The 23,785-nt window shown below is 65.6% G+C and carries 26 protein-coding genes; 13 read left to right on the forward strand and 13 right to left on the reverse strand.

Features of this window, described 5'->3' with window-relative positions:
- From VIR09_RS10195 to VIR09_RS10215, 5 genes are all read right to left on the reverse strand, one after another.
- Positions 1–290: acyl-CoA dehydrogenase family protein (locus tag VIR09_RS10195; RefSeq protein WP_332012757.1), on the reverse strand; the 290-nt coding region annotated here is incomplete at its 3' end.
- Positions 291–303: 13 nt separating this feature from the next.
- Positions 304–1,488 carry an acyl-CoA dehydrogenase family protein gene (locus tag VIR09_RS10200; RefSeq protein WP_332012758.1) on the reverse strand — a complete coding sequence of 395 codons (1,185 nt, stop codon included), beginning with the start codon at positions 1,486–1,488 and terminating at the stop codon, positions 304–306.
- A gap of 26 nt (positions 1,489–1,514) precedes the next feature.
- The gene (locus VIR09_RS10205; RefSeq protein ID WP_332012759.1) at positions 1,515–2,378 is read right to left on the reverse strand and encodes an IclR family transcriptional regulator; all 864 of its coding nucleotides are present in this window, start codon (positions 2,376–2,378) and stop codon (positions 1,515–1,517) included.
- A gap of 14 nt (positions 2,379–2,392) precedes the next feature.
- On the reverse strand, positions 2,393–3,382 hold the full coding sequence (locus VIR09_RS10210) for a tripartite tricarboxylate transporter substrate binding protein (RefSeq protein ID WP_332012760.1): 990 nt from the start codon (positions 3,380–3,382) through the stop codon (positions 2,393–2,395).
- Between the two features lie 37 nt (positions 3,383–3,419).
- Positions 3,420–4,949, reverse strand: coding sequence for a class I adenylate-forming enzyme family protein (locus VIR09_RS10215; protein ID WP_332012761.1), 1,530 nt, complete (start codon positions 4,947–4,949; stop codon positions 3,420–3,422).
- Positions 4,950–5,154: 205 nt separating this feature from the next.
- Between VIR09_RS10215 and VIR09_RS10220 the strand changes: the two genes are divergently transcribed.
- Positions 5,155–5,916: a class II aldolase/adducin family protein gene (locus tag VIR09_RS10220; RefSeq protein WP_054451747.1), complete on the forward strand. Its 762-nt coding sequence runs from the start codon at positions 5,155–5,157 to the stop codon at positions 5,914–5,916.
- Between the two features lie 40 nt (positions 5,917–5,956).
- On the opposite strand, the gene VIR09_RS10225 is transcribed toward VIR09_RS10220, so the two are convergent.
- Positions 5,957–6,466, reverse strand: a complete 510-nt coding sequence (locus tag VIR09_RS10225) for a DUF1993 domain-containing protein (RefSeq protein WP_332012762.1) — start codon at positions 6,464–6,466, stop codon at positions 5,957–5,959.
- Between the two features lie 137 nt (positions 6,467–6,603).
- Here VIR09_RS10225 and VIR09_RS10230 point away from each other — a divergent pair, with 137 nt between their 5' ends.
- The 6 genes from VIR09_RS10230 to fhuE all read left to right on the forward strand — a co-directional run bounded on the left by VIR09_RS10230 (position 6,604) and on the right by fhuE (position 12,934).
- Entirely contained in the window at positions 6,604–7,347 is a 744-nt protein-coding gene (locus tag VIR09_RS10230) for a GntR family transcriptional regulator (protein ID WP_332012763.1), read from the forward strand.
- A 10-nt stretch (positions 7,348–7,357) separates the two neighbouring features.
- On the forward strand, positions 7,358–8,215 hold the full coding sequence (locus VIR09_RS10235; RefSeq protein ID WP_332012764.1) for a sulfite exporter TauE/SafE family protein: 858 nt from the start codon (positions 7,358–7,360) through the stop codon (positions 8,213–8,215).
- Entirely contained in the window at positions 8,212–8,520 is a 309-nt protein-coding gene (locus tag VIR09_RS10240; protein ID WP_332012765.1) for a DUF1634 domain-containing protein, read from the forward strand. The genes VIR09_RS10235 and VIR09_RS10240 overlap by 4 nt, the downstream gene beginning before the upstream one ends.
- A 71-nt stretch (positions 8,521–8,591) precedes the next feature.
- Positions 8,592–9,380, forward strand: coding sequence for an alpha/beta hydrolase (locus VIR09_RS10245; RefSeq protein ID WP_332012766.1), 789 nt, complete (start codon positions 8,592–8,594; stop codon positions 9,378–9,380).
- 90 nt (positions 9,381–9,470) lie between these two features.
- Positions 9,471–10,481, forward strand: a complete 1,011-nt coding sequence (locus VIR09_RS10250; protein ID WP_332012767.1) for a Dyp-type peroxidase — start codon at positions 9,471–9,473, stop codon at positions 10,479–10,481.
- Positions 10,482–10,738: 257 nt separating this feature from the next.
- The gene (gene fhuE / locus VIR09_RS10255) at positions 10,739–12,934 is read left to right on the forward strand and encodes a ferric-rhodotorulic acid/ferric-coprogen receptor FhuE (RefSeq protein ID WP_332012768.1); all 2,196 of its coding nucleotides are present in this window, start codon (positions 10,739–10,741) and stop codon (positions 12,932–12,934) included.
- Between the two features lie 33 nt (positions 12,935–12,967).
- Here fhuE and VIR09_RS10260 read toward each other — a convergent pair whose 3' ends face one another.
- Positions 12,968–13,744 (reverse strand): hypothetical protein, encoded by a 777-nt coding sequence (locus VIR09_RS10260; protein ID WP_332012769.1) that lies wholly within the window; start codon positions 13,742–13,744, stop codon positions 12,968–12,970.
- Positions 13,745–13,905: 161 nt separating this feature from the next.
- Here VIR09_RS10260 and VIR09_RS10265 point away from each other — a divergent pair, with 161 nt between their 5' ends.
- Positions 13,906–14,955: an NADP(H)-dependent aldo-keto reductase gene (locus tag VIR09_RS10265; protein ID WP_332012770.1), complete on the forward strand. Its 1,050-nt coding sequence runs from the start codon at positions 13,906–13,908 to the stop codon at positions 14,953–14,955.
- A 194-nt stretch (positions 14,956–15,149) separates the two neighbouring features.
- Entirely contained in the window at positions 15,150–15,581 is a 432-nt protein-coding gene (locus VIR09_RS10270) for a YciI family protein (protein ID WP_332012771.1), read from the forward strand.
- 13 nt (positions 15,582–15,594) lie between these two features.
- Here VIR09_RS10270 and VIR09_RS10275 read toward each other — a convergent pair whose 3' ends face one another.
- Positions 15,595–16,413, reverse strand: coding sequence for a metallophosphoesterase (locus tag VIR09_RS10275; RefSeq protein ID WP_332012772.1), 819 nt, complete (start codon positions 16,411–16,413; stop codon positions 15,595–15,597).
- A 100-nt stretch (positions 16,414–16,513) separates the two neighbouring features.
- On the opposite strand from VIR09_RS10275, the gene VIR09_RS10280 reads away from it, so the two are divergent.
- The 3 genes from VIR09_RS10280 (at position 16,514) to VIR09_RS10290 (ending at position 18,639) form a co-directional block, all read left to right on the forward strand.
- Positions 16,514–16,924, forward strand: coding sequence for a lysozyme inhibitor LprI family protein (locus tag VIR09_RS10280; protein WP_332012773.1), 411 nt, complete (start codon positions 16,514–16,516; stop codon positions 16,922–16,924).
- An 8-nt stretch (positions 16,925–16,932) separates the two neighbouring features.
- The gene (locus VIR09_RS10285; RefSeq protein ID WP_332012774.1) at positions 16,933–17,577 is read left to right on the forward strand and encodes a DNA-3-methyladenine glycosylase I; all 645 of its coding nucleotides are present in this window, start codon (positions 16,933–16,935) and stop codon (positions 17,575–17,577) included.
- An 87-nt stretch (positions 17,578–17,664) separates the two neighbouring features.
- Positions 17,665–18,639, forward strand: coding sequence for a helix-turn-helix domain-containing GNAT family N-acetyltransferase (locus VIR09_RS10290; RefSeq protein ID WP_332012775.1), 975 nt, complete (start codon positions 17,665–17,667; stop codon positions 18,637–18,639).
- On the opposite strand, the gene VIR09_RS10295 is transcribed toward VIR09_RS10290, so the two are convergent.
- The 4 genes from VIR09_RS10295 to VIR09_RS10310 all read right to left on the reverse strand — a co-directional run bounded on the left by VIR09_RS10295 (position 18,626) and on the right by VIR09_RS10310 (position 21,709).
- Positions 18,626–19,321, reverse strand: coding sequence for a pentapeptide repeat-containing protein (locus tag VIR09_RS10295; RefSeq protein WP_332012776.1), 696 nt, complete (start codon positions 19,319–19,321; stop codon positions 18,626–18,628). The genes VIR09_RS10290 and VIR09_RS10295 overlap by 14 nt on opposite strands.
- 41 nt (positions 19,322–19,362) lie before the next feature.
- Positions 19,363–20,013: a response regulator gene (locus VIR09_RS10300; protein ID WP_332012777.1), complete on the reverse strand. Its 651-nt coding sequence runs from the start codon at positions 20,011–20,013 to the stop codon at positions 19,363–19,365.
- Positions 20,014–20,179: 166 nt separating this feature from the next.
- The gene (gene gvpU, locus VIR09_RS10305) at positions 20,180–20,626 is read right to left on the reverse strand and encodes a gas vesicle accessory protein GvpU (RefSeq protein ID WP_332012778.1); all 447 of its coding nucleotides are present in this window, start codon (positions 20,624–20,626) and stop codon (positions 20,180–20,182) included.
- Between the two features lie 99 nt (positions 20,627–20,725).
- A complete protein-coding gene (locus VIR09_RS10310; protein ID WP_332012779.1) occupies positions 20,726–21,709 on the reverse strand; it encodes a YafY family protein in 984 nt (327 codons plus the stop codon).
- Positions 21,710–21,827: 118 nt separating this feature from the next.
- On the opposite strand from VIR09_RS10310, the gene VIR09_RS10315 reads away from it, so the two are divergent.
- A complete protein-coding gene (locus tag VIR09_RS10315) occupies positions 21,828–22,433 on the forward strand; it encodes a glutathione S-transferase family protein (RefSeq protein ID WP_332012780.1) in 606 nt (201 codons plus the stop codon).
- 23 nt (positions 22,434–22,456) lie between these two features.
- On the opposite strand, the gene VIR09_RS10320 is transcribed toward VIR09_RS10315, so the two are convergent.
- Positions 22,457–23,767, reverse strand: coding sequence for a ParB/Srx family N-terminal domain-containing protein (locus tag VIR09_RS10320; protein ID WP_332012781.1), 1,311 nt, complete (start codon positions 23,765–23,767; stop codon positions 22,457–22,459).
- Positions 23,768–23,785 lie beyond the last annotated feature (18 nt).

Raw genomic sequence — 23,785 nt, forward strand, 5'->3', positions numbered from 1 at the left:
AACGGCGCGGCCAGCACCGCGCTGGCCAGCAGCGGCTCGGTGCTGAGCGCGGCGCCGGCGCCTTCCATCAACAGCATGGTTTCCTGCGGTCCCAGGCCCAGGCCGCCGTCGTCCTGCGGCACGGTCAGCCCCAACCAGCCCAGCTCGCCCATGGCCTGCCAGACGGCGCGGTCGGCCTTGCCGGGGTTTGCCAGCCGTTCGAGATGGCGGTCGAAGCCGTAAGCGGTCGAGAAATAATCGAACACGCTCGCGCGGATCATCTCTTGTTCGTCGGAGAGGTTCAGATTCATGGCGTGTCCTTGCTTATTTCTGGAATCGGCTCTTGGCGATTACGGACTTCTGGATTTCGGAGCTGCCGCCGTAGATCGTGGCCACGCGGTTGAACAGGTGGTCGCCCAGCAGGCCGTGCGCGGTGGCGTCGCCGATCGGCGATTGGGTGTAGCGGCCGGTGTAGACCATGCCGTAGCGGCCGGCGAGGTCCAGCAGCAGTTCCGTCAGCGCCTGGCAGATCTCGGAGCCCTCGATCTTCAGCATGGAGGAATCGGCAATGTCGAAGCCGGATCCTGGGCGGTAGGCCGACAAGGCGCGCAGTTCGGTCAGTTCCAGCGCGCGCAGGCGCGCCTCGATGTCGCACAGGCGCTGGCGGTAGATCGGGTTGTCCAGAGGACGGCTGCCGTCGGCCAGCGGATGCGAGGCCAGGCGTTGCGCGCGAGCCAGCTGCATGCGCGAGCGGCCGACGCGGGCGATCATGGCGCGCTCGTGGCCGAGCAGGAACTTGGCGTAGGTCCAGCCTTCGCCTTCCTTGCCTACCAGGCCGGACTTCGGCACGCGGACGTCGTTGAAGAACACTTCGCAGATGCTGGCGCCTTCATCGATGGTGCGCACCGGCCGGACCTCGATGCCCGGCGTCTTCATGTCGAGCAGCAGGAAGGAAATGCCTTGCTGCGGCTTGCCGGTGTCGCTGGTGCGGGCCAGGCAGAACATCATGTCGGCATGGCGTCCGTGGGTGGTCCAGGCTTTCTGGCCGTTGAGCAGATAGTGGTCGCCGCAATCGACCGCGCGGGTGCGCAGCGAGGCCAGGTCGGAGCCGGCGTTGGGTTCCGAAAAGCCCTGGCACCACCAGGTTTCAGAACCGAGTATGGCGGGCAGGTATTGCGCCTTCTGTTCGTCCGAACCGAAGGTGTAGATCACCGGGCCGACCATGGAAATGCCGAACGGAATGGTCTCGGGCGCGCATTGCAGGGCCAGCTCGTGCAGGAAGATGCGCTGTTTGCCCAGGCTCCAGCCGGTGCCGCCGTACTGCACGGGCCATGCCGGCGCGATCCAGCCCTGGCGGTGCAGATGCCGCTGCCAATCCACGTATTCGTGTTTCTCCAGTTTCTCGCCATACAGCACTTTGCGGCGGACGCCTTCGGGCAGGTGGGCCTGCGCGAAGCTGCGGACTTCCTGGCGGAATTCCCGCTCTTCGGGCGTGATTTCAATATCCATGGTGATGATCGCTCTATGGGGCGCCTTCAGATCGGCGAAATGGGATGGGCGGCCTTGATGTGGATGGGGACATCGGGCAGGAATTCGGCGGCAACTTCATTGACCGTGCGGGGGATGTCGCGCAGGCGCGCGGCCACGTCCTGGCGCGTGCCGGCGATGGCCAGGCCCATCAGCCCGGTGTGGTCGCCGGCGCCTGGGTCGGTGACCAGCGCGAAGGAGAAGGAGGCGCGGTTGGCGCTTTGCAGCCGGTGCGAGTAGACGAAGCCGGCGCTGCGGGCCTTGTCGACGATGGTGAGGACCTGGCGGAGGGTCGTCACCGGCGACTCGTGTTCGGCGCGCGCCAGGCAGACGCTGGCGATAGCGCAGACCTCGTCGTCGGGCAACTGCGCCAGCAGCGCATAGCCGAGGCCGGTGTCGATCAGCGGGCGCACTACGCCGATGGGAACCTGGGTCTTGCGGTCCTTGGCGCCGTAAAGCACGTGGGCGTACTGGACATAGCGGCCGCTGCGCTGGCCGAGGATGATGCTCAGGCCCAGCCGTTCGCTCAGCGCGCGCATAGCCAGGCGCAGGTTGCTGCGGGGCAGGGCCAGGTCATGCACCCAGCCGCCCAGCATATTGAGCCGCAGGCTGGGCATGTAGGTGCCGTCGTCCGGGTTGTGGCACAGATAGCCCATGCGCATCAGCGTCTGCACCAGCATCCAGGTGCTGGACTGCGGATAGCCGCTGGCGCGCACGATCTCCGCCAGCGTGACGGGCCGTCCGAGCTGTTCGAGCAGCTCGATCAGTTCGAGCACGCGCTGGGCCGATTTCACCGAGCGCTGGCCCAGGTCGCGCGTGCTGTCCTTGATGGACGCGTCAGGCAGTTCGAGCCGGCGGGAGGATCGTGACATGGCGTGCCTCGGGATCAGTCGGTGCGGATATTGGCCTTGTCCGCCAGTTCGGCCCAGCGCTTCAGATCGGTCTGGAAGAACGTGGCGAAGGTCTTGGGATCGCTGCCCACGGGATCCAGGTTCATGCCGACGAGCTTGGACTGGACCTCGGGCGCCTTGACCGCGTCGGCGATCTGCGTCGACATGGCCTGGACGATGGCGTCGGGCGTGCCCTTGGCCGCGAACAGACCGAACCAGGCGCCCAGGTTGAAGCCCTGGTAGCCCAGTTCCGTCATGGTGGGCGTCTGCGGCAGGGTCGCCATGCGCTTGTCGCCGGTCACGGCCAGCACGCGCAGGCGGTCGGAATTCAGGTGCGGCAGGGCCGAGCCGATGTCGGGAAAGGCGAAGGAGACCACGCCGCCCAGCAGGTCGGACATCATGGGCGCGGCGCCCTTGTACGGCACGTGCTGCGCGCTGGTCTTGGTTTCCTGCAGGAATTGCGCGCCCAGGAAATGGCCGGTGGAGCCGTTGCCGTAGGACCCGTAGCTGTATTTCTGGGGAGAGGCGCGTAGCGCTTCCACCAGGGCCTTGACCGAATCCACGTCCACGCTGCTGCGATTGACCACGAGCACGTTGGAGGAACGGGCGACCAGGGATACCGGAATGAAGTCGCGGTCCACCTGGTACGGGATCTTGACCGTCGAGGTCGCCGGCAGCTGCGACATGGTGGTGAAACCCAGCATGAAGGTATAGCCGTCGGCCGGCGCGCTGAGCACGGCATTGCCGGCGATCACGCCCGAGCCCCCGGCGCGGTTCTCGACCACGATCGGTTGCTTGAGCACGCCGCCGATGTGCTGGGCCAGCAGGCGCGCAACCGTGTCGGCCCCGCCGCCAGCGGCGCTGGGCACGATGAAGCGGATCGGCTTCTCGGGCCAGGCGTTGTCGGCCGCCTGCGCCGGCAGGCTGCAAACCGCGGCCAACGCGGCGACGGCCGCCAGGAAATGCCTTCGTGCTGCGAATTTCATGTTTGTCTCCTGTGGATGGATATTTTGTTTTGGTGAGTCAATTGCAGTGCGCGCGCGCCATGTCGACGACGGCCTTGCGGAGGATCTTTCCATTATCTGCCGCGGGCAGCCTGGAAAGCAGGATGATTTTCTGCGGGCGCTTGTAGGGCGCGAGGCGCTCGCGCGCAAAGGCCTGCAAGGCTTCCGCCTCGATGCTGAGGCCGTCTTCCGCTTCGACGAAGGCGATGATCTGCTCGTCGCCGTCGAGTGGTACGCCAACCACGCAGGATTGGCGCACGCCGGCATAGGCGTTCAGCGCGGCCTCGACTTCGCTGGGATAGACGTTGAAGCCCGAACGAATGATCAGGTCCTTGATCCGGCCCATGACGAACAGCGCGCCGTCCGGCTCCGCGCGCAGCAGGTCGCCGGTGCGCAGCCAGCCCGCGGCGTCCAGCGCCTGCGCGGTCTGCTCGGGCGCCTTGTAATAGCCCTTCATGACGTTGGGGCCGCGCACTTGCAGTTCGCCGACTTCCCCGGACGCCACTTCCTGGCCGTTTTCGCCGACGATGCGGGCCTGCATGCCCGGGATCAGATAACCCACGCTCAGGTCGGCGCGCCGTTGGCGGTAAGGCACCATGCTGATCGTCGGCGAGGCCTCGGTGAGGCCGTAACCATTGTTTATCGGTTCGCCGAATATCGCCTCGATGCGGGCTTTGAGCGACGGATCCAGCGGCGCGCCGCCGCAATGCAGCAGGCGCACGCGCGGCGCGGGGATCGGCGTGCCTTGCTCATGCGCCTGGAGCAGGCGCACGTACATGGCGGGAACGCCGTGCAGCATGGTGATGCCGCCGGCCAGCGTGGCGATTGCGTGCGCGACGTCGAAACGGCTGGCCAGGTGCAGCGTTGCGCCGGCGCCGAGCGCGGCCAGGGCCACGGTGCTCAGGCCGTACACGTGCGAGATGGGCAGCGCCGAATAGATCCGGTCGTCTGGGCCGGTACCGCGCGCGTGGCGTGCGACGGCGGACGAATGACCCAGGTTGGCATGCGTGAGCATCACGCCCTTGGGCGTGCCGGTGGTGCCGCTGGTGTAGATCATCACCGCCACTTGCTCGCGCGAGTCCGCCTGCACGGGCTCGGCTTGCGCGGCGGAGTCCGCTTCGGAGCAGGCAAAACGCAGGCCGGCAAGCTCGACCTCGCGCGCGCCATGGCGCAGACCGTGGGCCCGGGCTTCCGCCGACAGGCCGCTGGTGGCAAGCAGCAGCCGCGGTTGGCAGTGGGCCTTGATGGCGTCAACCTCGACGCCTGTCATGCGGGCGTTGACGACCACCGCCCAGGCGTCCAGGCGGCTGCAGGCCAGCACGGCGGCCAGTTGGGTACCGCCGCTTTCCCCGGCGATCAGCAGGCGGTCGCCAGCGCGCAAGCCCTGGCTCAGCAGATAGGCAGCCAGCGCATCGACCACCGTGTCGAGTTCCGCATAGGTCCAGCTGCCTTCGTCGGAAATCAGGGCGGTATGCGCGGCCAGGCCAGGCAGGTGCCGGCTGACCAGCTGATGGATACGGAAATCGGTATCGGGAAGATCAACGGACATGGTGTGGCGGGGTATCTGTACTGGGCTGCTATTGAGCGGAATCATAGGAATGACATCCCGCCATTTCCATCACATATGTGAATTCTTTGCGAGCTGCGGTGACCGCTCCTTGGCCGCGCCGCGTGCCGGCCATGGGTAAAACGAATAAAGTGCCAGTCAGCGCCCGCGCAGTAGCCGCAGGCGATCATCGAAAAATGGAGACAGTATGGATACGGCAGGCAAGGGCGCCAGCGTGCGCGAACAGGTCAGCGCAACGGAATGGGAGGTCCGCAAGGATCTGGCGGCGCTATACCGGCTGGTGGCGTTGTTTGGTTGGGACGACCTGATCTTTACCCACATCACGGCCAAGGTGCCGGGAACCGAACACTTCCTGATCAACCCCTACGGCATGATGTTCGACGAGATCACCGCATCGAGCCTGGTCAAGATCGACCTGGACGGGCGCAAGGTCATGGAGTCGGAATACGACATCAATCCAGCCGGCTTCACCATCCATAGCTGTATCCACGCGGCCCGCAAGGACGCCATGTGCGTGCTGCACACGCACTCCATCAACGGGGTGGCGGTGTCGGCGCAGAAGGCCGGGTTGCTGCCGCTGTCGCAGTTCGCGTTCATCGTGCTGCGCTCGCTCAGCTACCACGACTACGAAGGTCTGGCGCTCAATCCCGAGGAACAGCCGCGACTGGTGCGGGACCTGGGCAGCAACTCTTATCTGATCTTGCGCAACCACGGCTTGTTGACCGTGGGGCAGAGCATGGCCGAGGCCTTCCAGGCCATGCACCGGCTGGAGGCCGCCTGCATGGTGCAGGTGCGGGCCCAGGCCGGCGGCGAGCTGACCTACATTCCGCCGGATATCCTGAAGAATGCGACGGTGGAATCGCAGGCCGACCGCGCGCACAAGGCCATGCTGGCCTGGCCGGGTTTGCTGCGCCGCCTGGACCGCCGCAATCCCGGCTACGCGGAGTAGCCGGGCGCGGGCCCCGCGGCATGGGGCCCGCAGTGCTGGATCAATACTTGCCCATGTAATCGCGCTTGCCGATTTCCACGCCGTTGTGGCGCAGGATGTCGTAGGCCGTGGTGACGTGGAAGAAGAACTGCGGCAGGCCATAGTGCAGCAGGTAGGCGCTGCCGCTCAGCTTCTTTTCCTTGGGCGTGCCCGGACGCAGCACGATTTCGCGGGCTTCGCTCTGTGCGAACTGTTCAGGGCCGAAGGAACCCAGGTGCTCCAGCGTCTTGGCGATCAGGGCTTGCAGGCCGGCAAAGCTGGCCTCGCTGTCCGGCCACGACGGCACTTCGGCGCCGGCCAGGCGCGAGGCGATGCCTTTGGCAAAATCCGACGCGATCTGCACCTGGCGCGACAGCGGGAACATGTCGGGGAACAGGCGGGCGCCGAGGTATGCGTCCGGATCGATGTTCTTTTCCGTGGCTTGGGCTTCCGCCTTCTTCAGCACATCGGACAGGGCCGACAGCATTTGCGTCAGGACGGGTACGGAGGCGCTGTGCATGAAACTGCTCATATCGTGTCTCGCTTGAGAGTGGGCGCCGGCGCGGGAGGCGCCGGCCGGGCCTGCGAAGACTACCAGTTGCTGGCTACGCCGTTGTAACGTGGAGCGTTGCTTGCATCATCATGACATCATGATGTTATGATGACTTCATGCAAAACGACTCCGAATATGCCCCCCTCTATGCTCGGGTGGAAACGGCGCTGGCCGCGGAAATTTCAGCCGGCGGCCTGGCGCCCGGCAGCCAGCTGCCAACGGAAGACCAACTGATCGAGCGCTTCGCCGTCAGTCGCACCACGGTGCGCAAGGCGGTGGAAAACCTGGTTGCCCGCGGGCTGGTGGAAATCCGGCGCGGCAAGGGCACGTTCGTCACGGAACCCAAGCTGACGCAGGCGCTGACGGCGCTGAGCGGATTCGTCGAGGACATGGACGCGCTCGGCCGCCAGGCCACGGCGCGCCTGCTGGACAAGCGGCCGGTGCCGGCCACGGCAGACGTGGCGCGCCAACTGGGCGTGACGCGCGGCGCGCTGGTCTACCGCATCGAGCGCATACGGCTGGCGGACGGCGTGGCCATGTCGTTTGACGAAACCTATCTGCCGCTGGACGTAGGCGAAAAGGTCGCCAGCAACGACCTGGAAGCCGAACCCATCTTTGACCTGCTGGAATTGCGCTACGACCTGCCGCTGATCGAGGCCGAGTACCAGCTTGAAGCGGTGACGGCGGACGAGCGCGTCGCGCAGGCGCTGGGCGTTGCCGTGGGAAGCCCGATCTTCCTGATCGAGCGCACCTCCTACACCGAGGCACAGCGGCCGGTCGACTACGAAAAGCTGTATTACCGCGGCGACCTGATCCGGTTCACCACCCGCCTGTCGCGGCAACCGCGCAAGCGGACCTGAGCCGGCGGCCATGGAGACGTCGACCCTCTTCTGGCTGTTCGTCGCCGCCTTCGGCGCCAGCGCCCTGGGCGGAGTGCTGGGGATGGCCAGCGGCATCTTCATCGTGCCCATCCTGACGCTGCTGTTCGGCGTGGACATCCATGTGGCGATCGGCGCCAGCATCATCTCGGTGATCGCCTGTTCCTGCGGCAGCGCGGCGCCGTTCCTGAAGGGGCGGCTGACCAACGTCCGGCTGGCGATCGTGCTGGAGACCGCCACTACGCTGGGCGCGCTGACCGGCGTGTTCCTCATCGGCCTGGTCTCGACCGAATTCCTGTACGGCTTGTTCGCAGTCATCCTGGCGCTGTCCGCCCAACAGATGCTGGCGCGCCGCCGCGAAGCTGTCGCCATCGCGCCCGGCGCTGCAAGCTGGGCCACGGCGCTGCGCCTGCATTCCAGTTTTCCAGATCGCGCGCTGGGCCGCGAGGTGCACTATCAGGTGGATCGCGTGCCGCTGGGCCTGTCGCTGATGTACGGCGCCGGCCTGATTTCGGCCTTGCTCGGGATAGGCTCGGGCGTGCTCAAGATCCCCGCCATGGACGCGGCGCTGAAGCTGCCCATCAAGGTCTCGTCGGCGACTTCCAACTTCATGATCGGCGTGACGGCAGCGGCCAGCGCTGGCGCCTACTTCGTGCGCGGCGACATCGACATCGGCATCGCCGGTCCCGTCGCGCTGGGTTCGGTCGCGGGCGCGCTGCTCGGCGCCCGGCTGCTGATGGGCCTGCCAGCGGCCAAGCTGCGCCTCTTTTTCGTGATCGTGCTGTCCCTGCTGGCGGTACAGATGCTGCTGAGCGCGCTGGGCGTGCATATTCCGGGAGGCCCGGCATGACCCAGGCGGCAGACAAGCATGCGCGGCGCGACCGCGTCATCGCCGGGTTGCTGTGGTACGGAACATGGCTCGCCTCGGCCCTCATCGCCGCGGGCATGGCGCTTGATTTCCTGCCGCAAGCGCAGGCCGGCCTGTGCGGGCTCGAACTGGTCAGGGCCGGGGTGGCTCTCTTCATCCTGCTGCCGATAGCGCGAGTGGCGCTGATGCTGGCCATCTTCCTGCGCGAACGCGACTACGCCTACACGGCGATTTCGGCGCTGGTACTGCTCATCATCGCAGCGGGCGTGGTGTCCGGGCTGCGGTGAGGTTTCCGGTTTTCCTATAATCGGAGCGCGGTGCGATGGCGCATCGCCGCATACTCTCCCCAGGACTTTTCATGCTTGCCATTACCAGCCAGGATGTCTACGTGCACACCAGCCAGGGCCGTCTTTTCGCGCGGCGCTGGGACCCCACAGGGGAGGCGGTGGCCGCGGCGCCCATCGTGATGTTCCACGATTCGCTGGGTTGCGTGGAACTGTGGCGGGATTTCCCCGAACAACTGGCGCAAGCAACCGGACGCAGCGTCATCGCCTACGACCGTCTGGGCTTCGGCCGCTCCGATCCCAACACCGCCGTGTTTAAGCCCGATTTTGTGGAAGAAGAGGCGGGGAACGGATTTCGTCGCTTGCGCGAGGCAATGGGCATCGACGCCTTCGTGGGGTTTGGCCACAGCGTGGGCGGCGGCATGGCCGTCTGCAGCGCCGGCGTATACGCCGACGATTGTCGCGCGCTGATCACCGAGTCCGCGCAAATGTTTGCCGAAGACCGCACGCTGGAAGGCATACGCGCGGCCAAGCAGAACTTTGCGGAACCCGGACAGCTGGACCGACTGAAGAAGTACCACGGCGAGAAAGCAGAATGGGTGCTGGGCGCCTGGATCAACACCTGGCTGTCGCCGGACTTCGCCGATTGGAATCTGGACGAGCCGTTGCGCCAGGTCCGTTGCCCGGTACTGGCGCTTCATGGAGAAATCGACGAATACGGCTCTCCCAAGCACCAGGACAAGATCGCGGCGCTGGCCGGCGGACGCCCCGTGCTGCTGGAGAACTGCGGCCATGTCCCCCATCGGGAACAAAGCCGCATCGTGCTGGATGTGGTGAGCGAGTGGTTGAGGGCGGTGCCGTAACTAACCCGGTGCACCCAGCCACAGTCCGCGCTTAGAATCGGACTAGCCTTTCCGCGCCGCCGCGCTCGTTTTCTTGAGGTCCCCGATCCGATGTCCGACCGTCAACCCGCATCCCAAGCCGTACACAACACGACCACCCGCCACGCGATTTTCATCGTTGCTACGCTCAATGAGGGCGCCGCTGCCGCTGGCACGGTGCGCGACTGGTGTGCCGATGTCGCAGGCGTCGTCCGCACAGTGTCCACGCGTGCGCCCGAGCAGAATCTTTCCTGTGTCACCGCCTTTGGCTCCCAGGCCTGGGACACGCTATTCGGAGCGCCGCGTCCCGCTGCGCTGCATCCTTTCCGCGAATTGGGTTCAGGTGAGCGTTTGGCCGTCGCCACGCCCGGTGACCTGTTGCTGCACATCCGCGCCGATTCGATGGATTTCTGTTTCGAGCTGGCGACCTTGCTGCTCGGCGGGCTGGGCGATGCCGTGACCGTCGTGGATGAAGTCCATGGCTTCCGCTACTTCGACCGGCGCGCCATCATCGGCTTCGTGGACGGGACCGAGAATCCCGAAGGGCGCGAGGCGCTCGACTTCACCGTCATCGGCGAAGAGGATGCCGAGTTCGCTGGCGGCAGCTATGTGCTGGTGCAGAAGTACCTGCACGACATGGCGGCATGGAACGCGTTGACGGTCGAGAGCCAGGAAGGCGTCATCGGCCGCCACAAGTGGTCCAACGTGGAACTCGACGACGACATCAAGCCCACGTCTTCGCACAGCGCCCTGACGACCATTGAGGAAAATGGCCAGGAACTGAAGATCCTGCGCGACAACATGCCGTTCGGCCGACCGGGGGCAGGGGAGTTCGGCACCTACTTCATCGGCTACGCGCGTTCGCCGCGCCCCATCGAGCTGATGCTGGAAAACATGTTCGTCGGACGCCCGCCCGGCAACTACGACCGCCTGCTCGACTTCAGCCATGCAGTCACGGGCGGCCTGTTCTTTGTGCCGTCGGCCGATCTGCTGGAAGAACTCGCGGAGCGCAGCCCGGCAGCCTGTACGGATGCGGGCGAGCCTGCTGGGTCGACGCTTGCGCCGGCGGGCAAGGCCGACTAAAGCGCATCGAGGCGCGGCCCGGGCTGCGCCAACGATATTCCTGGCGTGGCCGCGATGGTGGCCGCGCCCGTTTTCATTCTGGGCGTGTCGCGCGCAGTCGTTCCGTTGTCAGGCCAGCGCGCTTCTCGGCGCGATTGCGTCCCCGAAAATCACGTCCTTCCGCTCGGAAGTTCTGATTCAATCAATAAAGCGCCTGAGAATCGTTTGCATTACACTTTCTTCCAATTTGAAGTTTCAGACTGGGAAAGGAAGCCAACATGCAACACCTCGGGCCTGCAGGCCGTCATCGTTTCATCCGTCCGCGCTTCGTCCTGCGGCGCACGCCGTGCCTGGTGCTGATGGCACTGGCATGCGGCGCGTCCGCCGCGCAAGAGGAGGGTGTGGCCACCTTGCCGTCCGTGCAGGTGATCGGCAATACCGACAGCACGATCACCGAGGGCACCGGTTCGTATACGCCGCGCGCCACCGCCGCCAGCACAGGGCTGCCGCTGACCTTGCGCGAAACGCCGCAGTCGGTCACGGTAGTCACCCGCCAGCGCATGGACGACGAGAACATGCTGTCGCTGGTCGACGTGATGGCGAGCACGCCGGGTATTTCGGTGCAGAATTATGACAGCGAGCGCTATTCGTTCAATTCGCGCGGGTTCAGCGTCAGCAACTACATGTATGACGGCATCCCCACGAGTTTCGACACGGGTTACGCCGCAGGGGAGTCAGCGCTGGACCCCATCATCTACGACCGTGTCGAAGTGGTGCGCGGAGCGACCGGTTTGCTGACTGGCGCGGGCAACCCGTCCGCATCGATCAACCTGGTGCGCAAGCACGCTACCAGCCGCGAGTTCAAGGCGGACATGAGCGTAAGCGCCGGGAACTGGGACACCTACCGCGGCACCGTGGACCTGTCCACGCCGCTCAACTCTGCCGGCAGCGTGCGTGGACGCATCGTCTCGGCCTATCAGGACAATCATTCGTACCTGGACGGTTACCAGAACCGCAAGAAGATCTTCTACGGCGTGGTGGACGCCGACATCACGTCCCGCACGACGCTGAGCGTGGGCTTCAACTATCAGGACAACGATCCGAAGCGCAGCAGCTGGGGCGGCTTCCCGCTCTGGTATGCGGACGGCGGGCGCACCGACTGGAGTCGATCGCTGAATACGGGCGCGGATTGGACGTCGTGGGGCAGCACGACGCAGGGGGCCTTCGCCAGCCTGGAGCACCGCTTCGACAACGGCTGGACAGTCAATGCGGTGGGATCGCAGTCCAAGAACGAAATGGACGCCAAGCTCCTTTATCTCTATGGCTGGCCCGACCGCAATACCGGCCTGGGCATGAACGCATCGCCCAGCTGGTATCTTGGCGAGCGCAAGCAGAATAGCCTGGACGTCAAGGCGTCCGGTCCGTTCACGCTGTTCGGCCGCCGCCACGAAGCCGTGGTGGGAGCCAGCTTCAACCGCCAGCACGGCGATTTCGACTATCGTTCGGCCTTGTCAAGCGCAGCCGTGGGCAACTTCCTGGACTGGGACGGCTCGTATCCGGAACCGGAATGGAGCGGCGATTCGGTCACCGCCAACCGCTATACCACCAAGCAGACTGGCTGGTATGGCGCTTTGCGGCTGAACCTCGCCGATCCGCTCAAGCTCATCGTGGGCGGACGCTACAGCACCTGGGAGACGGATTCGGTCGGCTTTGGGGGCGGCAGCCCCCAAGCTTTCAAGAAGAACGAATTCACGCCCTATGCCGGGCTGCTCTACGACATCAACGATACCTATACCGCCTACGTCAGCTACACCGGAATCTTCAATCCGCAGAGCTACCAGGACCGCAGCGGCAGCTGGCTCGATCCGCTCGAGGGCAAGGCTTACGAGGCCGGCATCAAGGGGGAATTCCTGGAGGGCAAGCTGAACGCCAGCGCCGCAGTGTTCCAGATCGAGCAGGACAATGTGGCCCAGGTCGATCCAGGCTACATGGTGCCTGGCACCATCAACCAGGCCTATACCGCCGCGCAGGGCACGCGCAGCCGGGGTTTCGACCTGGAAGTCTCGGGTGAGGTGATGCCGGGCTGGAACCTGGCCGCAGGCTGGTCGCACTGGACCGCGAGCGACGGCGAGGGCAACGCCATACAGACCGATCAGCCGCGCAGCCTGGTGCGCGTGTTCACAACCTATCAGTTGCCCGGCGATTGGAACCGGCTGACGGTCGGCGGCGGCGTCAACTGGCAGAGCCACGTGTACACCATGGCCACCGGACCCAACGGCGAAGAGCGCGTGGGTCAGAGCAGCTACGCGATCACCAATCTGATGGCTCGCTATCGCTTCAATCGCAACCTGAGCGCCCAGCTCAATGTGAACAACCTGTTCGACCGCAAGTACTACAGCCAGATCGGGTTTTACAGCCAGGGGGCGTGGGGCGCGGGCCGCAGCGCCATGCTGACGATGCGCTATCAGTACTGAGGCGCCGGTAGCCGGGGCGGGGGCGCCGCGCGCCTACCGCTCCTGCTCCAGCGTCGTCTTCATCCGCACCATGCTTTCCTGGCTGACCGTGATGACGCCGCTGGCCGGCTGGTCGATGTCCAGTATGAAGGTCAGCACCAGGGAAATGAGCATGGCGAACAGCCCGGTCGAGATCAAGCGCCTGCGCTTGTGCAGCCCGGTGCCGTAGGCGATGAACCCCATGGCGCCGCCGGTGACGATGAAGAGCAGGTAGAAGACGGGCTCGGGTACGTGGTTTTCCAGCGCGACGCGGCGCTTCTCGTTGACCTGCGCCATCTCGTTGATGGCCTGGATGAACATGATGGTGGAAATCGAAGGCGGATTTTCCAGGACGCTTGCCGCGGTGCTCCGGATCTGGCGCTCGATGCGCCGTGATGTCGCGCCGGCCGTCGCCAGGCGCTCCTTGTCGTTGTCGGCGTCGCTGAACTCCAGCGCCGTCGTGGTGTAGTCCAGCAACAGCTTCGCGATGGGTTCGCGGGCGGCGGGAGGCAGCAGCTGCGAACGCCAATAGGCGTTGCCGATGGCGTTGGCCTCTTCCAGCACCAGGTTCTTGCGCGTCTCGAAACGCGTTACCGACATCGCGAAAGTAAAGCCCAGCAGCAGCGCCAGCAGGCCCAGCAAGGCAGTCTGGAGCGCGCCGATGTGGGTCTTGGCGGCGTCGTCGGAGGCCCGGCGGTGCTTGCGCCCCAACCGGAAGCCCAGCTCGATGATGGCCAGGCAAGCGATGACGCAGATGAAAAACACGTAGGTTTCATCAATTTCGCGCAGCACGTTGGTTTCCGGTGGTTATTTTGGGGATAAAGCGTATGCCGAGAGGAACGGTGCGGGCAAGGGGCGAATAACCCGCAGCCGGGCGTCGTTGCCAGGTTTTTGAAAACCGTCCTGGAGTAAGGTGTCGCTTCCCTTGTAAGCGACACCGCACGGAGCAGAAATTGAAATACCGCAAACTCGGCCGTACCGACCTGGATGTCAGTCTGATCGGACTGGGCACCATGACCTGGGGCGAGCAGAACACCGAAGCCGAGGCGCACCAGCAGCTGGACTACGCCCTGGAGCGTGGCATCAATCTGGTTGACGTCGCCGAGATGTATCCGGTGCCTCCCAAACCCGAAACGCAAGGCCTGACCGAGACCTATATCGGCACCTGGCTGGCGCGCAGCAAGCGCCGCCAGGACATCGTGCTGGCCAGCAAGGTTGCGGGCCCGGTGCGCGACGCCAAGCGCCCCGGCCACATCCGCGACGGCAAGACCCATCTGGACCGCAAGAATCTGACCGCGGCCCTGGACGCCAGCCTGAAGCGCCTGCAGACGGATTACCTGGATCTGTACCAGCTGCACTGGCCCGACCGTACCACCGCCACCTTCGGCAAGCTGTCCTATCCCTGGGTCCAGGATGACTACACCGTGCCGATCGAGGAAACGCTGGAGGTGCTGCAGGACTTCGTGCGCGCCGGCAAGGTGCGCCACATTGGCGTGTCCAATGAAACGCCCTGGGGCGTGGGGCAGTTCCTGCGCCATGCCGAGAACAAGGGCCTGCCGCGCATCGCGACCATCCAGAACGCCTACAGCCTGCTGAACCGCGTCTACGAGATTGGCTTGTCGGAATACTCGCACCACGAAGGCGTGGGCCTGCTGGCCTATTCGCCGCTGGCCATGGGCATGCTTTGCGGCAAGTACCTGGACGGCGCGCGCCCGGCCGGCGCCCGCCTGACGCTGTACACGCGCTTCACCCGCTACAGCAACGAGCAGGCCGAGGCCGCCACCCGCGCCTACGTCGAACTGGCGCGCGCGCATGGCATTTCGCCGACCCACCTGGCCCTGGCCTGGGTCAACCAACGCCCCTTCGTCACCAGCAACCTGATCGGCGCCACGACGCTGGAACAGCTGAAGGAAAACATCGGCAGCGTGGACGTGATCCTGTCGGCGGAGGTGTTGGAGGCGATCGACAAGATCCACGCCCGCCAGCCGAATCCGGCGCCGTGACGGGCTGACCGCCCCGTCCGGGATGGTGGCCGGGACCCATGATGCTCCTCGGGGCGTCATGGGTTTTTTCATGGAAAATTGCGCCGATCCGGCCCCGGATACATTTTTTTTCGCGGCGAATGTCGATTTCGCCTGGCGCGGTTCGTCGTGTGGATGGAGCATGCAAGTTCCACCATCCACACAAGGAGACCGAGATGCGATTCATGGTTCAAGTCAGGGCCACCGCCGATAGCGAAGCAGCGGTGATGCCTACTCAGCAGTTGTTGGCGGACATGGGGCGGTTCAATGAAGAACTGGTCAAGGCGGGCGTGATGCTGGCGGGCGACGGCCTGAAACCGAGTTCCGAGGGCGCGCGGGTACATTTTTCCGGCAGCAGCCGGCAAGTGATAGACGGCCCCTTCGCGGAAACCAAGGAGTTGATCGCCGGCTACTGGCTCTGGGAGTGCGCCTCCCTGGAAGAGGCGATCGAATGGGTCAAGCGCTGTCCCAATCCAATGCCGGGCCCGTCCGATATCGAAATCCGTCCGCTGTACGAGGCCGATGACTTCGGCGAGGAATTCACGCCGGAACTGCGCGCCCAGGAGGAACGCCTGCGCGATCAGCTGGAGAAGGGGGCGAAGCAATGATCTGGCTGACGCCTCAAGTTCCAGGCGTCGTTACCTCCCACAAACGATCCGGCGCGAAGTCGTTCTGCTCCCCCTTCTTGGCATAGCCCAGCGGATTCGCCACGATGCGGCAGCCATCCTTCACGTAGTCCTGCGGACAGTGAAGATGGCCGTGCATCCAGACGTCGGCCAGGGGCAGCAGGGCGTCCAGCGCGTTGCAGAAGCCAGCCGTGCCCGGGGTGACGCCGTAGCGCGGATCCGCGCTCGCCAGCGTGGGGGCAAAGTGGGTGATGGCCACGGTCGGACCGTCGTGGGGCACGCGCAGGGCGTCTTGCAGCCATTGCTGGCAGAGCAGCCCCTGTTCCCGCATTTGCTCGGCCATGAAGGGCGCGCCGTTGCGGCGCATCTCGGCCTTTTCCAGATAGAAGTCCGCCGCGCGGAAAGCCTTCTCGCGCTTCTTCAGGGCTGCGCCCACCGTGTCGCCGGGGGCGGCCAGCGCGTCGAAATCCGTCCATAGCGTGGTGCCGATGAAGCGCACTCCATTGATCACCAGTGTCTCGCGTTCCAGCCAGTGGATGCCGAGTTCCTCGCAAAGCCCGCGCAGCCGCTCGTGGGTTTCGTCGAAATCCACGTTGTCGTATTCATGGTTGCCCGGCACGTACACCACGGGCGTGGGCCAGCCCTTGCTCGGCGCGTAGCTGCCCAGGCCAAAGTCGGTCCCGGTCATGAGCGAGCCGCGGCGGTAGGAGCCTATGTCTCCGGCCAGCACCAGCAGATCGGCGCCGGGCGCGGGCCGCGCCAGGAAGTCCGGGTCGGTTTCAAGGTGCAAGTCTGAGAGCAGTTGGATCTTCATAGCCGCCATCTTAGGCCACCGGCGGCGGGGCCGCCGCTGCAGGGGGGCATTGTTCCATGCGACACTTTCCGGGTTTACCCAGTCACACAGGAGGATTTCCATGCGTATCGCCATCATGACCGCCGCTGCGGCCCTTGCGCTGGCCGCAAGCGCGCAGGCGCAGCCGCTTGATTGCGGCAACGCGGCCACGCAGACGGACATGAGCCTGTGCGCCGACCAGGCGTACCGCAAGTCCGACGCCGATCTGAACGCAGCCTACAAGGAAGTGGGCGCACGCCTGAAGAACGACCGGGACGCGACCACGCAATTGCATGCTGCCCAGAAGGCCTGGCTGTTCTTCCGCGACGCGGAGTGCGCCTTCGCGTCGGCCGGCACGTCCGGCGGCAGCGCCTATCCCATGGCGCTGAGCATGTGCCTGGACAAGCTGACGCAGGCGCGCACCAAGGAACTGCGGGCCTACCTGAAGTGCGAGGAAGGCGACATGAGCTGCCCGGTGCCGGGCAAGCAGTAAGCCGCCGCATGACGATCAACGAGATGAGCCTGAGCAATCCGGGCCTGATCGCGGACGAGCAGGGCGTGGCACGCTGCTTCTGGCAGCCGTCCATGCCCGATTATCACGACCACGAATGGGGCATGCCGGTGGCGGACGACCGCCGCCTGTACGAGAAGATCTGCCTGGAAGGCTTTCAGGCCGGCATGGCCTGGATCACGATCCTGCGCAAGCGCGAAGCGTTCCGCGCGGCCTTCGACGACTTCGATTTTGACCGGGTGGCGCGCTACACGGAGCGCGACGTCGAGCGCCTGATGGGCGACGCTGGCATCGTGCGCAACCGCAGCAAGATCCTGTCCGCCATCAACAACGCCAAGCGCGCGCGCGCCCTGGCCGACGAAACCGGTTCGCTGTCGGCCTGGCTCTGGAGCCATGAACCAGGAGAGCACGACAGGCCCGCGACGGTGGACTTGGACTACTGGAATGGCAACCCGACCTCGCCGGCGTCGGCGGCGCTGTCGCGCGACCTGAAGAAACGCGGCTGGACCTTCGTGGGCCCGACGACCATGTATGCCTTCATGCAGGCGGTGGGCATGGTCAACGACCATATGAGCGGGTGCGTCTGCCGCCAGGCAGTCGAGACGGCGCGCGCGGGCTTCAGGCGGCCCAGGTAGGCCGCGGCGGGGACGCCGATAAAAAACATTGAGTTGGTTGCGTTTCGCAAGTATATTGGTTGCGAATCGCAACTTTAAAGGCGCGCCATGGATCTGATCGATACCCCCATCCAATCCCGCGACCAGACCATCCGTGATCTGCGGGAGTTTTCCCGCAAGCTGGTGCGCGAACTGGGCTTCATGCGCAGTTCGCTGGCAGGCAGCGAACTGGCGCCATCCGCGGTTCACGCCATCATCGAGATCGGGCTGCAGCCGGGCATACCGGCGCGTGACCTGGCGGCCATACTCAGGCTGGACAAGTCCAATACCAGTCGCCAGGTCGCCAAACTGGAATCCGTCGGGCTGCTGACGCGCGAGACCGACAGCGAAGACGCCCGTTCCTCGCGGCTGTACCTGAGCGAGGCGGGGAGCAAACTGCGCGCCCAGATCGACCAGTTCGCCACGGACCAGGTGTCGCGTGCCTTGCGGCAGCTGGCGCCGGCCGACCAGCAGTCGCTGATCCGCTTCCTCTCGCTCTATGCCGACGCCTTGTCGCACGAGAACCCCAACACCGCGCCTGCCGCCGCCAGCGGCATCGCAGACCAGATCCACGCCGGCTACCTGCCCGGCTGCATCGGCGACGTGGCCAGCCTGCATGCGCGCTATTACGCGCAGGCCTCGGGATTCGGCGTGTACTTCGAACGCAAGGTGGCGACTCAGCTGGCCGAATTCGCCGAAGGCCTGCCCGCCGCCGGCAAGAACATCTGGCTGTACGTGGACAACGGCAGGACGCTGGCTTCCATCGTCATCGATGGCGATCTGGCCAAGCGCCAGGCGCACCTGCGCTGGTTCATCGTCGACGAGTCGCTGCGCGGCATGGGCGTGGGCCGCATGCTGCTGGAGCGGGCCATGGCCTTTGCCGACGCGAACTACGAAGAAACGTACTTGTGGACCTTCAAGGGGCTGGATGCCGCCAGGCATCTCTACGAGGCCGCGGGCTTCACGCTGGCCGAGGAATCCGAAGGCAGGCAGTGGGGCAGCGTGGTGGTCGAGCAGCGCTTCGTGCGCCTCAGATCACGCTGATGCGCAGTTCGGCCAGTAGCGCCGCCGCCTGAGTCTTGGATATGGTGGCGCCGGCCAGGCGCGCGGCCGAGTTCAGGTCCAGGCCGCCGAGGTCGGCTTCGCGCAGGTCAGCGCCTTCGAAACGTACGTTTTTCAGGATGGCGTTGCGCAGGCTGCCGCCATGGAACACGGTGTCGCGGAAATCGCTACCGGTCAGGTCGGCATCGGAGAAGTCCAGCTGCAGCACGTCGCTCTTGCGAAACGACAGGCCGCGCAGCAGCGCGCCGACCAGCAGGCATTCCTGCAGGGACCAGCCCAGGCAGGCGATGCCATCGAAATCGCTGCCGGTGAGCTTGCAGCCCTGGAAACGGGCCGCAGCCAGCCGCGCGCGACGCCAGTTGGCATTGTTGAGGTCGCAGTTTTCGAAGACTGCGTCGCTGGCGTCGCACGAGGCGAAGTTGACCTGGCCGCCGCGGCAGCGCAGCCAGGCAGAGTCCGCCAGGTTGGCGCCCTGGAAGGAGGCTCCCGCGATTGCGCAGGCCGTCAGTTGCACGCCGCGCAAATCCAGGCGCGAGAAATCCGCGTCCTGGAAGTCGCAGTCCTGGAATGACAGCGGGCGCCCGGCGGACTGTTCCATCAAGGCCTGCATCATCTTGCGGTCCACTTCCTGGCCCGCCACTATCCCGCTTGCTGCTTGCGTCATGCCGCGCATTCCTGCCTGAATTTCTACAAAAGACGGAAAGCCTACTGGAAAATCTCGCTCTCCACGCAGAAGGCAACCAGTTCTTGGTCTGTGCGGACGTTGAGCTTGCGCATGGCCGAGATTTTCTGGCCGCTGACCGTCTTGACGCTGCGCTTGAGCGCCTCGGCCACCTGCATCATGGATTCGCCGCGGATGAAATGGCGCAGCACTTCGAATTCCTTGGGCGACAGGCTGTTGATGCGTTCGCCGATGAACTTGCTGCGCTCATCGGCCGCGCCGTCGCGCTGGAAGCCGGGCGGATAGTACTTGCGGCCGGCATGCAGCGTTTCCAGCGCAGTCATGATTTCGCTGAGATTGTCGCGCTTGAGCACCACGGCGGCCACGCCGGCATCGTAGAGCGCCGAGATGATCATGGAATTCGACACCATGGTCAGCACCACGATCTGGACCTGCGGGTAATGCCGCGTCAGGTATTTGACCAGGCGGATGCCATCGCCGTAGGTGTCGTCGCCGGGCATGGAATAGTCGGTGATCACCACGTGTGGCGTGTCGCGTTGCAGATGCTGGATCAGCGCGGTTGGTCCGGGCAGGGTGGCCGTGACCTCGAAATTGAGGTCTTTTTCCAGCAGGTCGCGCATCCCCATCAAGACCAGGGGATGGTCGTCGACCAGGACGATTTGGAGTCTTTCCATGCGGGGAGTGCCTTCAGGCGAGCCCTGGGTTCAAGCGGAGATAGGGGCGATCGGGCTCAAGGTTGAGATCGGAGGCAAACCGATAGCGTAGTGGTTTTTACGAAGCTGCGCGCCCCGCGCCGATGCACGGGGCGGGGCGGTCCAGGGGGGACGGGCGCCAGGCGCGTCAGGCAGCCGCTTCGGCCTGCATGCGGCCCAGGATGAAGCCGTCGACCGCGCTGGTGCGGCCGCGCCAGAGCGTGGGCTGTCCGGCGATGGGGGTGCCATCGGCCGTGAAGAACAGGGCATCGGCGAGATGGATGTAGTTCGGCAGCGGATCCGCTGGCTGCGGCACGCGGAAAACGTCGCCTAATTCCGCCAGGGAGGCATGCACGGCCTTGCGGGTGGCTTCGTCCACCGTGTTCAGGGATCCCGTGAAGCTGGCCGCGAAGCTGTCGAAGTAATCCGCGCCGGACACGATGGAGCCCGACACCAGCATGCCGCCCATTTGCAGGGTGACGCCGATGCTTTCGATCTGGCTGCCGTTGTTCACCAGATTGACCAGGAATTGCAGAAAGGCGTCGGCGTCGGGGGTGGCGCTGGCGACCAGGCTGGCGTTGGGAACAGTGCTCATGGCGTGATCTTCTGGAATATTTGGAAAGCAGCCAAGATACTCGAATCGCGGGCGAAATACACAAAATGGGATCGCCCGAAAAGCAGCCAAATCCGACCCCTATCCCCCAGCTTCGGGCGCTGGCATTTTTTCCAGGGCGCGCGCCAGCCTTCCGGCCGCCAGGCGCAGGCGATCCTGCAGCGCCGCAGGCGCCAGAACTTCGAATTCCACGTCCAGCGCCATCAGCCAGTACACCAGCGCGTCCAGCGAAGGCACGGCGCATTGCAGCAGGCAGCGCGTTTCGTCCAGGGGCTCGATCTGGCCGACGCCCGACGGGATCCGCGCGGCCATGACGGCGCGCGGCGCGTGCAGCACCACGCGCGCAGGTTCCGGATGTGGCGCCACTTTCACCGAACGCGATACGTAGGCGCGCAGGTCGCCGCCTTCGGGAGGAGGCCGCGGCGCGAAGTGCGCGCCGACTTGCGGGTCGCCCGCGATGCGGTCAATGCGGAAGGTGCGCCAGTCGTCGCGCGCAGGGTCCCAGGCCACCAGATACCAGCGATACCCGGTATGCGCCAGTCCTTGCGGTTCGACCAACCGGGTGCTGGCCCGGCCCTTGCCGTCCGCATAATCGAAACCGACCCGCAGTTGGTCGCGGCAGGCGGCCGCCAGCGTGGCCAGCAGGGTGGCATCGACCGCGGCGCCCTCGCGCGGTATCGGCACGATGGCCGAGCGCAAGGCGTCGACCCGGCGGCGCAGGCGCTGCGGCATGGCCTGCTCCAGCTTCACCAGGGCGCGCAGCGCGGTTTCCTCTATGCCGCCCACCGTGCCGGTGGCCGCCGTGCGCAGGGTGAGTGCCACGGCCAGGGCTTCATCGTCGTCCAGCAGCAGGGGCGGGAGGGCCTGCCCCGCGCGAAAGGCGTAGCCGCCGGCCACGCCGCTGCTGGCATGGATGGGATAGCCCAGTTCTCGCAGCTTGTCGATGTCGCGCCGCAGCGTGCGGAGGTGGATGGCCAGCGTCGCGGCCAGCTCGGTCCCAGCCCAGTGGCGGCGGGTCTGCAGCAGCGACAGCAGACGCAGGAGGCGGTTGCTGGAAGTAAGCATGGCAGCACGATAGTGTGTATTGAGGGCGGAATCTGTCCTCAATGGATTCTACAGTGGCACCCGTAGTCAGCGGCACGGGCCGCGACGCTTATCCCTTGATTGAATTGGAGATTTGTTCATGTCTATCGTCTTTTACTGGCACCCCATGTCCAACGCGACCCCGGTGGCCTGCGCGCTTGCCGAACTGGCCGTGCCGCACGAGCGCGTCAAGGTGGACATCAGGACCGGCGAACAGCACCGCCCCGAATTCCTGGCCCTGAACCCCAACGGCAAGGTTCCCACCCTGACGGTGGACGGGGCGCCTTTGTTTGAGACCCTGGCGATACAGCTATGGCTGGGAGAGCGCTATGGCGTCGAGCGCGGCCTGTGGCCCGCCGCCGGCACGCCGGAACGCCTGCTGGCGATGTCGTGGTGCGCCTGGTCCTATGTCAGCTACGGCGCGACGGTGATGCGCCTGTATCTCGCCACGCAGGGCGAGGGTGCGGCCGGCGGCGCCGAGGCGGAACGCGTCCTGCAAGACGTGGATGGATTGCTGGCCGTGCTGGACGGCCACTTGTCGCGGCAGCCCTGGATGCTGGGTGCGGCCTATTCGCTGGCCGACTTGGTGGTGGGGGCGGTGGTCGGCTATAGCGCCTATCTGGGCGCCAGGGTGGCCTCGCATTCGCATGTGCAGGCATGGCTGGGCCGGGTCCAGGCCCGGCCCGCCATGCAGATCGACGCGTAGCGTCAGCTGACAAGCGCCGCGGCCTACCAGCCCCAGCAGGTGCCGGCCGCGGGCTTGCCGCAGTTGCGGTAGTTCACGGCGAACCACAGCTTGCCAGCGCCCCGCGGGCTGCCGTCGGCCTTGGCGTCGTTGCGCGGCAATTCTTCCAGGGTGTCGCGCGCCTTCTTGGTGGGCGAGCCGCTGGCGGCGTCGGGCACCAGGACGATGCGTCCCAGGCCGGCGGCATCGCGGTCGTCGAAGACGATGTCGCTGTCCTTCAATGCGGCCATCTTCAGGGAGGCGTCGCGCACCGCGGCAGCATAGCTGTCGTTCGCGCCGGCCGGGACCAGGCTTTTGTCCAGAGTGCTGGCAGCGAGGATCTGCGCGGGTGCGGCGGGCGCCACCGTCTTGTACTGGTCCAGGCCCGGCAGTTGGCCGCCGGCGGCCTGGCGGCGCAGCCAGTCGCCCCACAGGAACTCGGCGAATTCCGGCAGATTGCCGTTGCTGTAGGCGATGTCGCGGGTGAAGTACACCAGCGAGCGGTAGCGGTCCTCTTGCATGCCGCCGGCCTCCTGGGCGCTGGCCAGCCCCAGGCGGGCGGGCAGTTGATCCACGGTGATAGGCTGGTTCTGGCCGTCGCGCAGCCAGGCGCGGCGTTCATCGACCATGCGCTGCCAGAATGCGGCGGCGTTGGGCAGGCTGCTGTAGTTGGCGTCCACCTTGACCCAGACCGGCAACTTGGGGCCGCCATCGGCGATCTCGCGCAGCGACGAAAAGGTATGGTGGCCGTCGGTCAGATACAGATTGCCGTCCCAGCCGACCACTACCGTCTTGAGGTTGGCCGCATTGGTGCCGGGGGCGTTCTTGCAGGTATAGGTGGCAGGCTGGTCGAGGCGCGCGGCGCGCGCCTCGGCGATGCTCTGGAATTCCTGCGCGCGCTCGGAGCCGCCCATGTCTTCGCAGTAGTCATCGAACTTCTTGCCGACGGTGCGGTTGAGGTAGTCCAGCTGCTGCTCGGGCTTGGCGGCCCAGGTCGGGCGCGCGAAGTCGCCCTGCCAGCGGCCCAGCTTGTAGTAGATCTGGTCGTAGCCGATCGCGGACTGGGTCGCATGCAGCTCCTCGATGCGGACCTGGATGACGTCGCCCGGCTTGGCCTCCAGGTAAGCGGTGTTGCGTGGCGGCGGGGTTTCCTCGACGGGAGGCGGCGCGACAGCGACGGGTTCGTCGTCAGGATCGTCGCCGCCGCCGTTGCAGGCCGCCAGGGCCAGCGGCAGCAAGGCCGCGGCCAGGGCGTGCAACAGGCGTTGCCGGTTGGTAAGGAAAGCGCGGCGCGCAGGGGGGGAGGTAGGGGGCATGGTCCGTTTCAGGATCTG

Origin of the sequence: Achromobacter sp., assembly GCF_036567245.1 — a bacterium.
GTDB lineage: Bacteria > Pseudomonadota > Gammaproteobacteria > Burkholderiales > Burkholderiaceae_B > Achromobacter.

Bases quoted from the DNA above. Each gene is read 5' to 3' on its own strand.
- VIR09_RS10215 (WP_332012761.1), bottom strand. From the start codon at position 4,949: ATGTCCGTTGATCTTCCCGATACCGATTTCCGTATCCATCAGCTGGTC.
- VIR09_RS10310 (WP_332012779.1), bottom strand. From the start codon at position 21,709: ATGCTTACTTCCAGCAACCGCCTCCTGCGTCTGCTGTCGCTGCTGCAG.
- VIR09_RS10290 (WP_332012775.1), top strand. From the start codon at position 17,665: ATGGATCTGATCGATACCCCCATCCAATCCCGCGACCAGACCATCCGT.
- VIR09_RS10295 (WP_332012776.1), bottom strand. From the start codon at position 19,321: ATGACGCAAGCAGCAAGCGGGATAGTGGCGGGCCAGGAAGTGGACCGC.
- VIR09_RS10220 (WP_054451747.1), top strand. From the start codon at position 5,155: ATGGATACGGCAGGCAAGGGCGCCAGCGTGCGCGAACAGGTCAGCGCA.
- VIR09_RS10240 (WP_332012765.1), top strand. From the start codon at position 8,212: ATGACCCAGGCGGCAGACAAGCATGCGCGGCGCGACCGCGTCATCGCC.
- gvpU (WP_332012778.1), bottom strand. From the start codon at position 20,626: ATGAGCACTGTTCCCAACGCCAGCCTGGTCGCCAGCGCCACCCCCGAC.
- VIR09_RS10280 (WP_332012773.1), top strand. From the start codon at position 16,514: ATGCGTATCGCCATCATGACCGCCGCTGCGGCCCTTGCGCTGGCCGCA.
- VIR09_RS10300 (WP_332012777.1), bottom strand. From the start codon at position 20,013: ATGGAAAGACTCCAAATCGTCCTGGTCGACGACCATCCCCTGGTCTTG.
- VIR09_RS10250 (WP_332012767.1), top strand. From the start codon at position 9,471: ATGTCCGACCGTCAACCCGCATCCCAAGCCGTACACAACACGACCACC.
- fhuE (WP_332012768.1), top strand. From the start codon at position 10,739: ATGCAACACCTCGGGCCTGCAGGCCGTCATCGTTTCATCCGTCCGCGC.
- VIR09_RS10210 (WP_332012760.1), bottom strand. From the start codon at position 3,382: ATGAAATTCGCAGCACGAAGGCATTTCCTGGCGGCCGTCGCCGCGTTG.
- VIR09_RS10225 (WP_332012762.1), bottom strand. From the start codon at position 6,466: ATGAGCAGTTTCATGCACAGCGCCTCCGTACCCGTCCTGACGCAAATG.
- VIR09_RS10270 (WP_332012771.1), top strand. From the start codon at position 15,150: ATGCGATTCATGGTTCAAGTCAGGGCCACCGCCGATAGCGAAGCAGCG.
- VIR09_RS10245 (WP_332012766.1), top strand. From the start codon at position 8,592: ATGCTTGCCATTACCAGCCAGGATGTCTACGTGCACACCAGCCAGGGC.
- VIR09_RS10320 (WP_332012781.1), bottom strand. From the start codon at position 23,767: ATGCCCCCTACCTCCCCCCCTGCGCGCCGCGCTTTCCTTACCAACCGG.
- VIR09_RS10285 (WP_332012774.1), top strand. From the start codon at position 16,933: ATGACGATCAACGAGATGAGCCTGAGCAATCCGGGCCTGATCGCGGAC.
- VIR09_RS10235 (WP_332012764.1), top strand. From the start codon at position 7,358: ATGGAGACGTCGACCCTCTTCTGGCTGTTCGTCGCCGCCTTCGGCGCC.
- VIR09_RS10315 (WP_332012780.1), top strand. From the start codon at position 21,828: ATGTCTATCGTCTTTTACTGGCACCCCATGTCCAACGCGACCCCGGTG.
- VIR09_RS10200 (WP_332012758.1), bottom strand. From the start codon at position 1,488: ATGGATATTGAAATCACGCCCGAAGAGCGGGAATTCCGCCAGGAAGTC.
- VIR09_RS10205 (WP_332012759.1), bottom strand. From the start codon at position 2,378: ATGTCACGATCCTCCCGCCGGCTCGAACTGCCTGACGCGTCCATCAAG.
- VIR09_RS10275 (WP_332012772.1), bottom strand. From the start codon at position 16,413: ATGAAGATCCAACTGCTCTCAGACTTGCACCTTGAAACCGACCCGGAC.
- VIR09_RS10230 (WP_332012763.1), top strand. From the start codon at position 6,604: ATGCAAAACGACTCCGAATATGCCCCCCTCTATGCTCGGGTGGAAACG.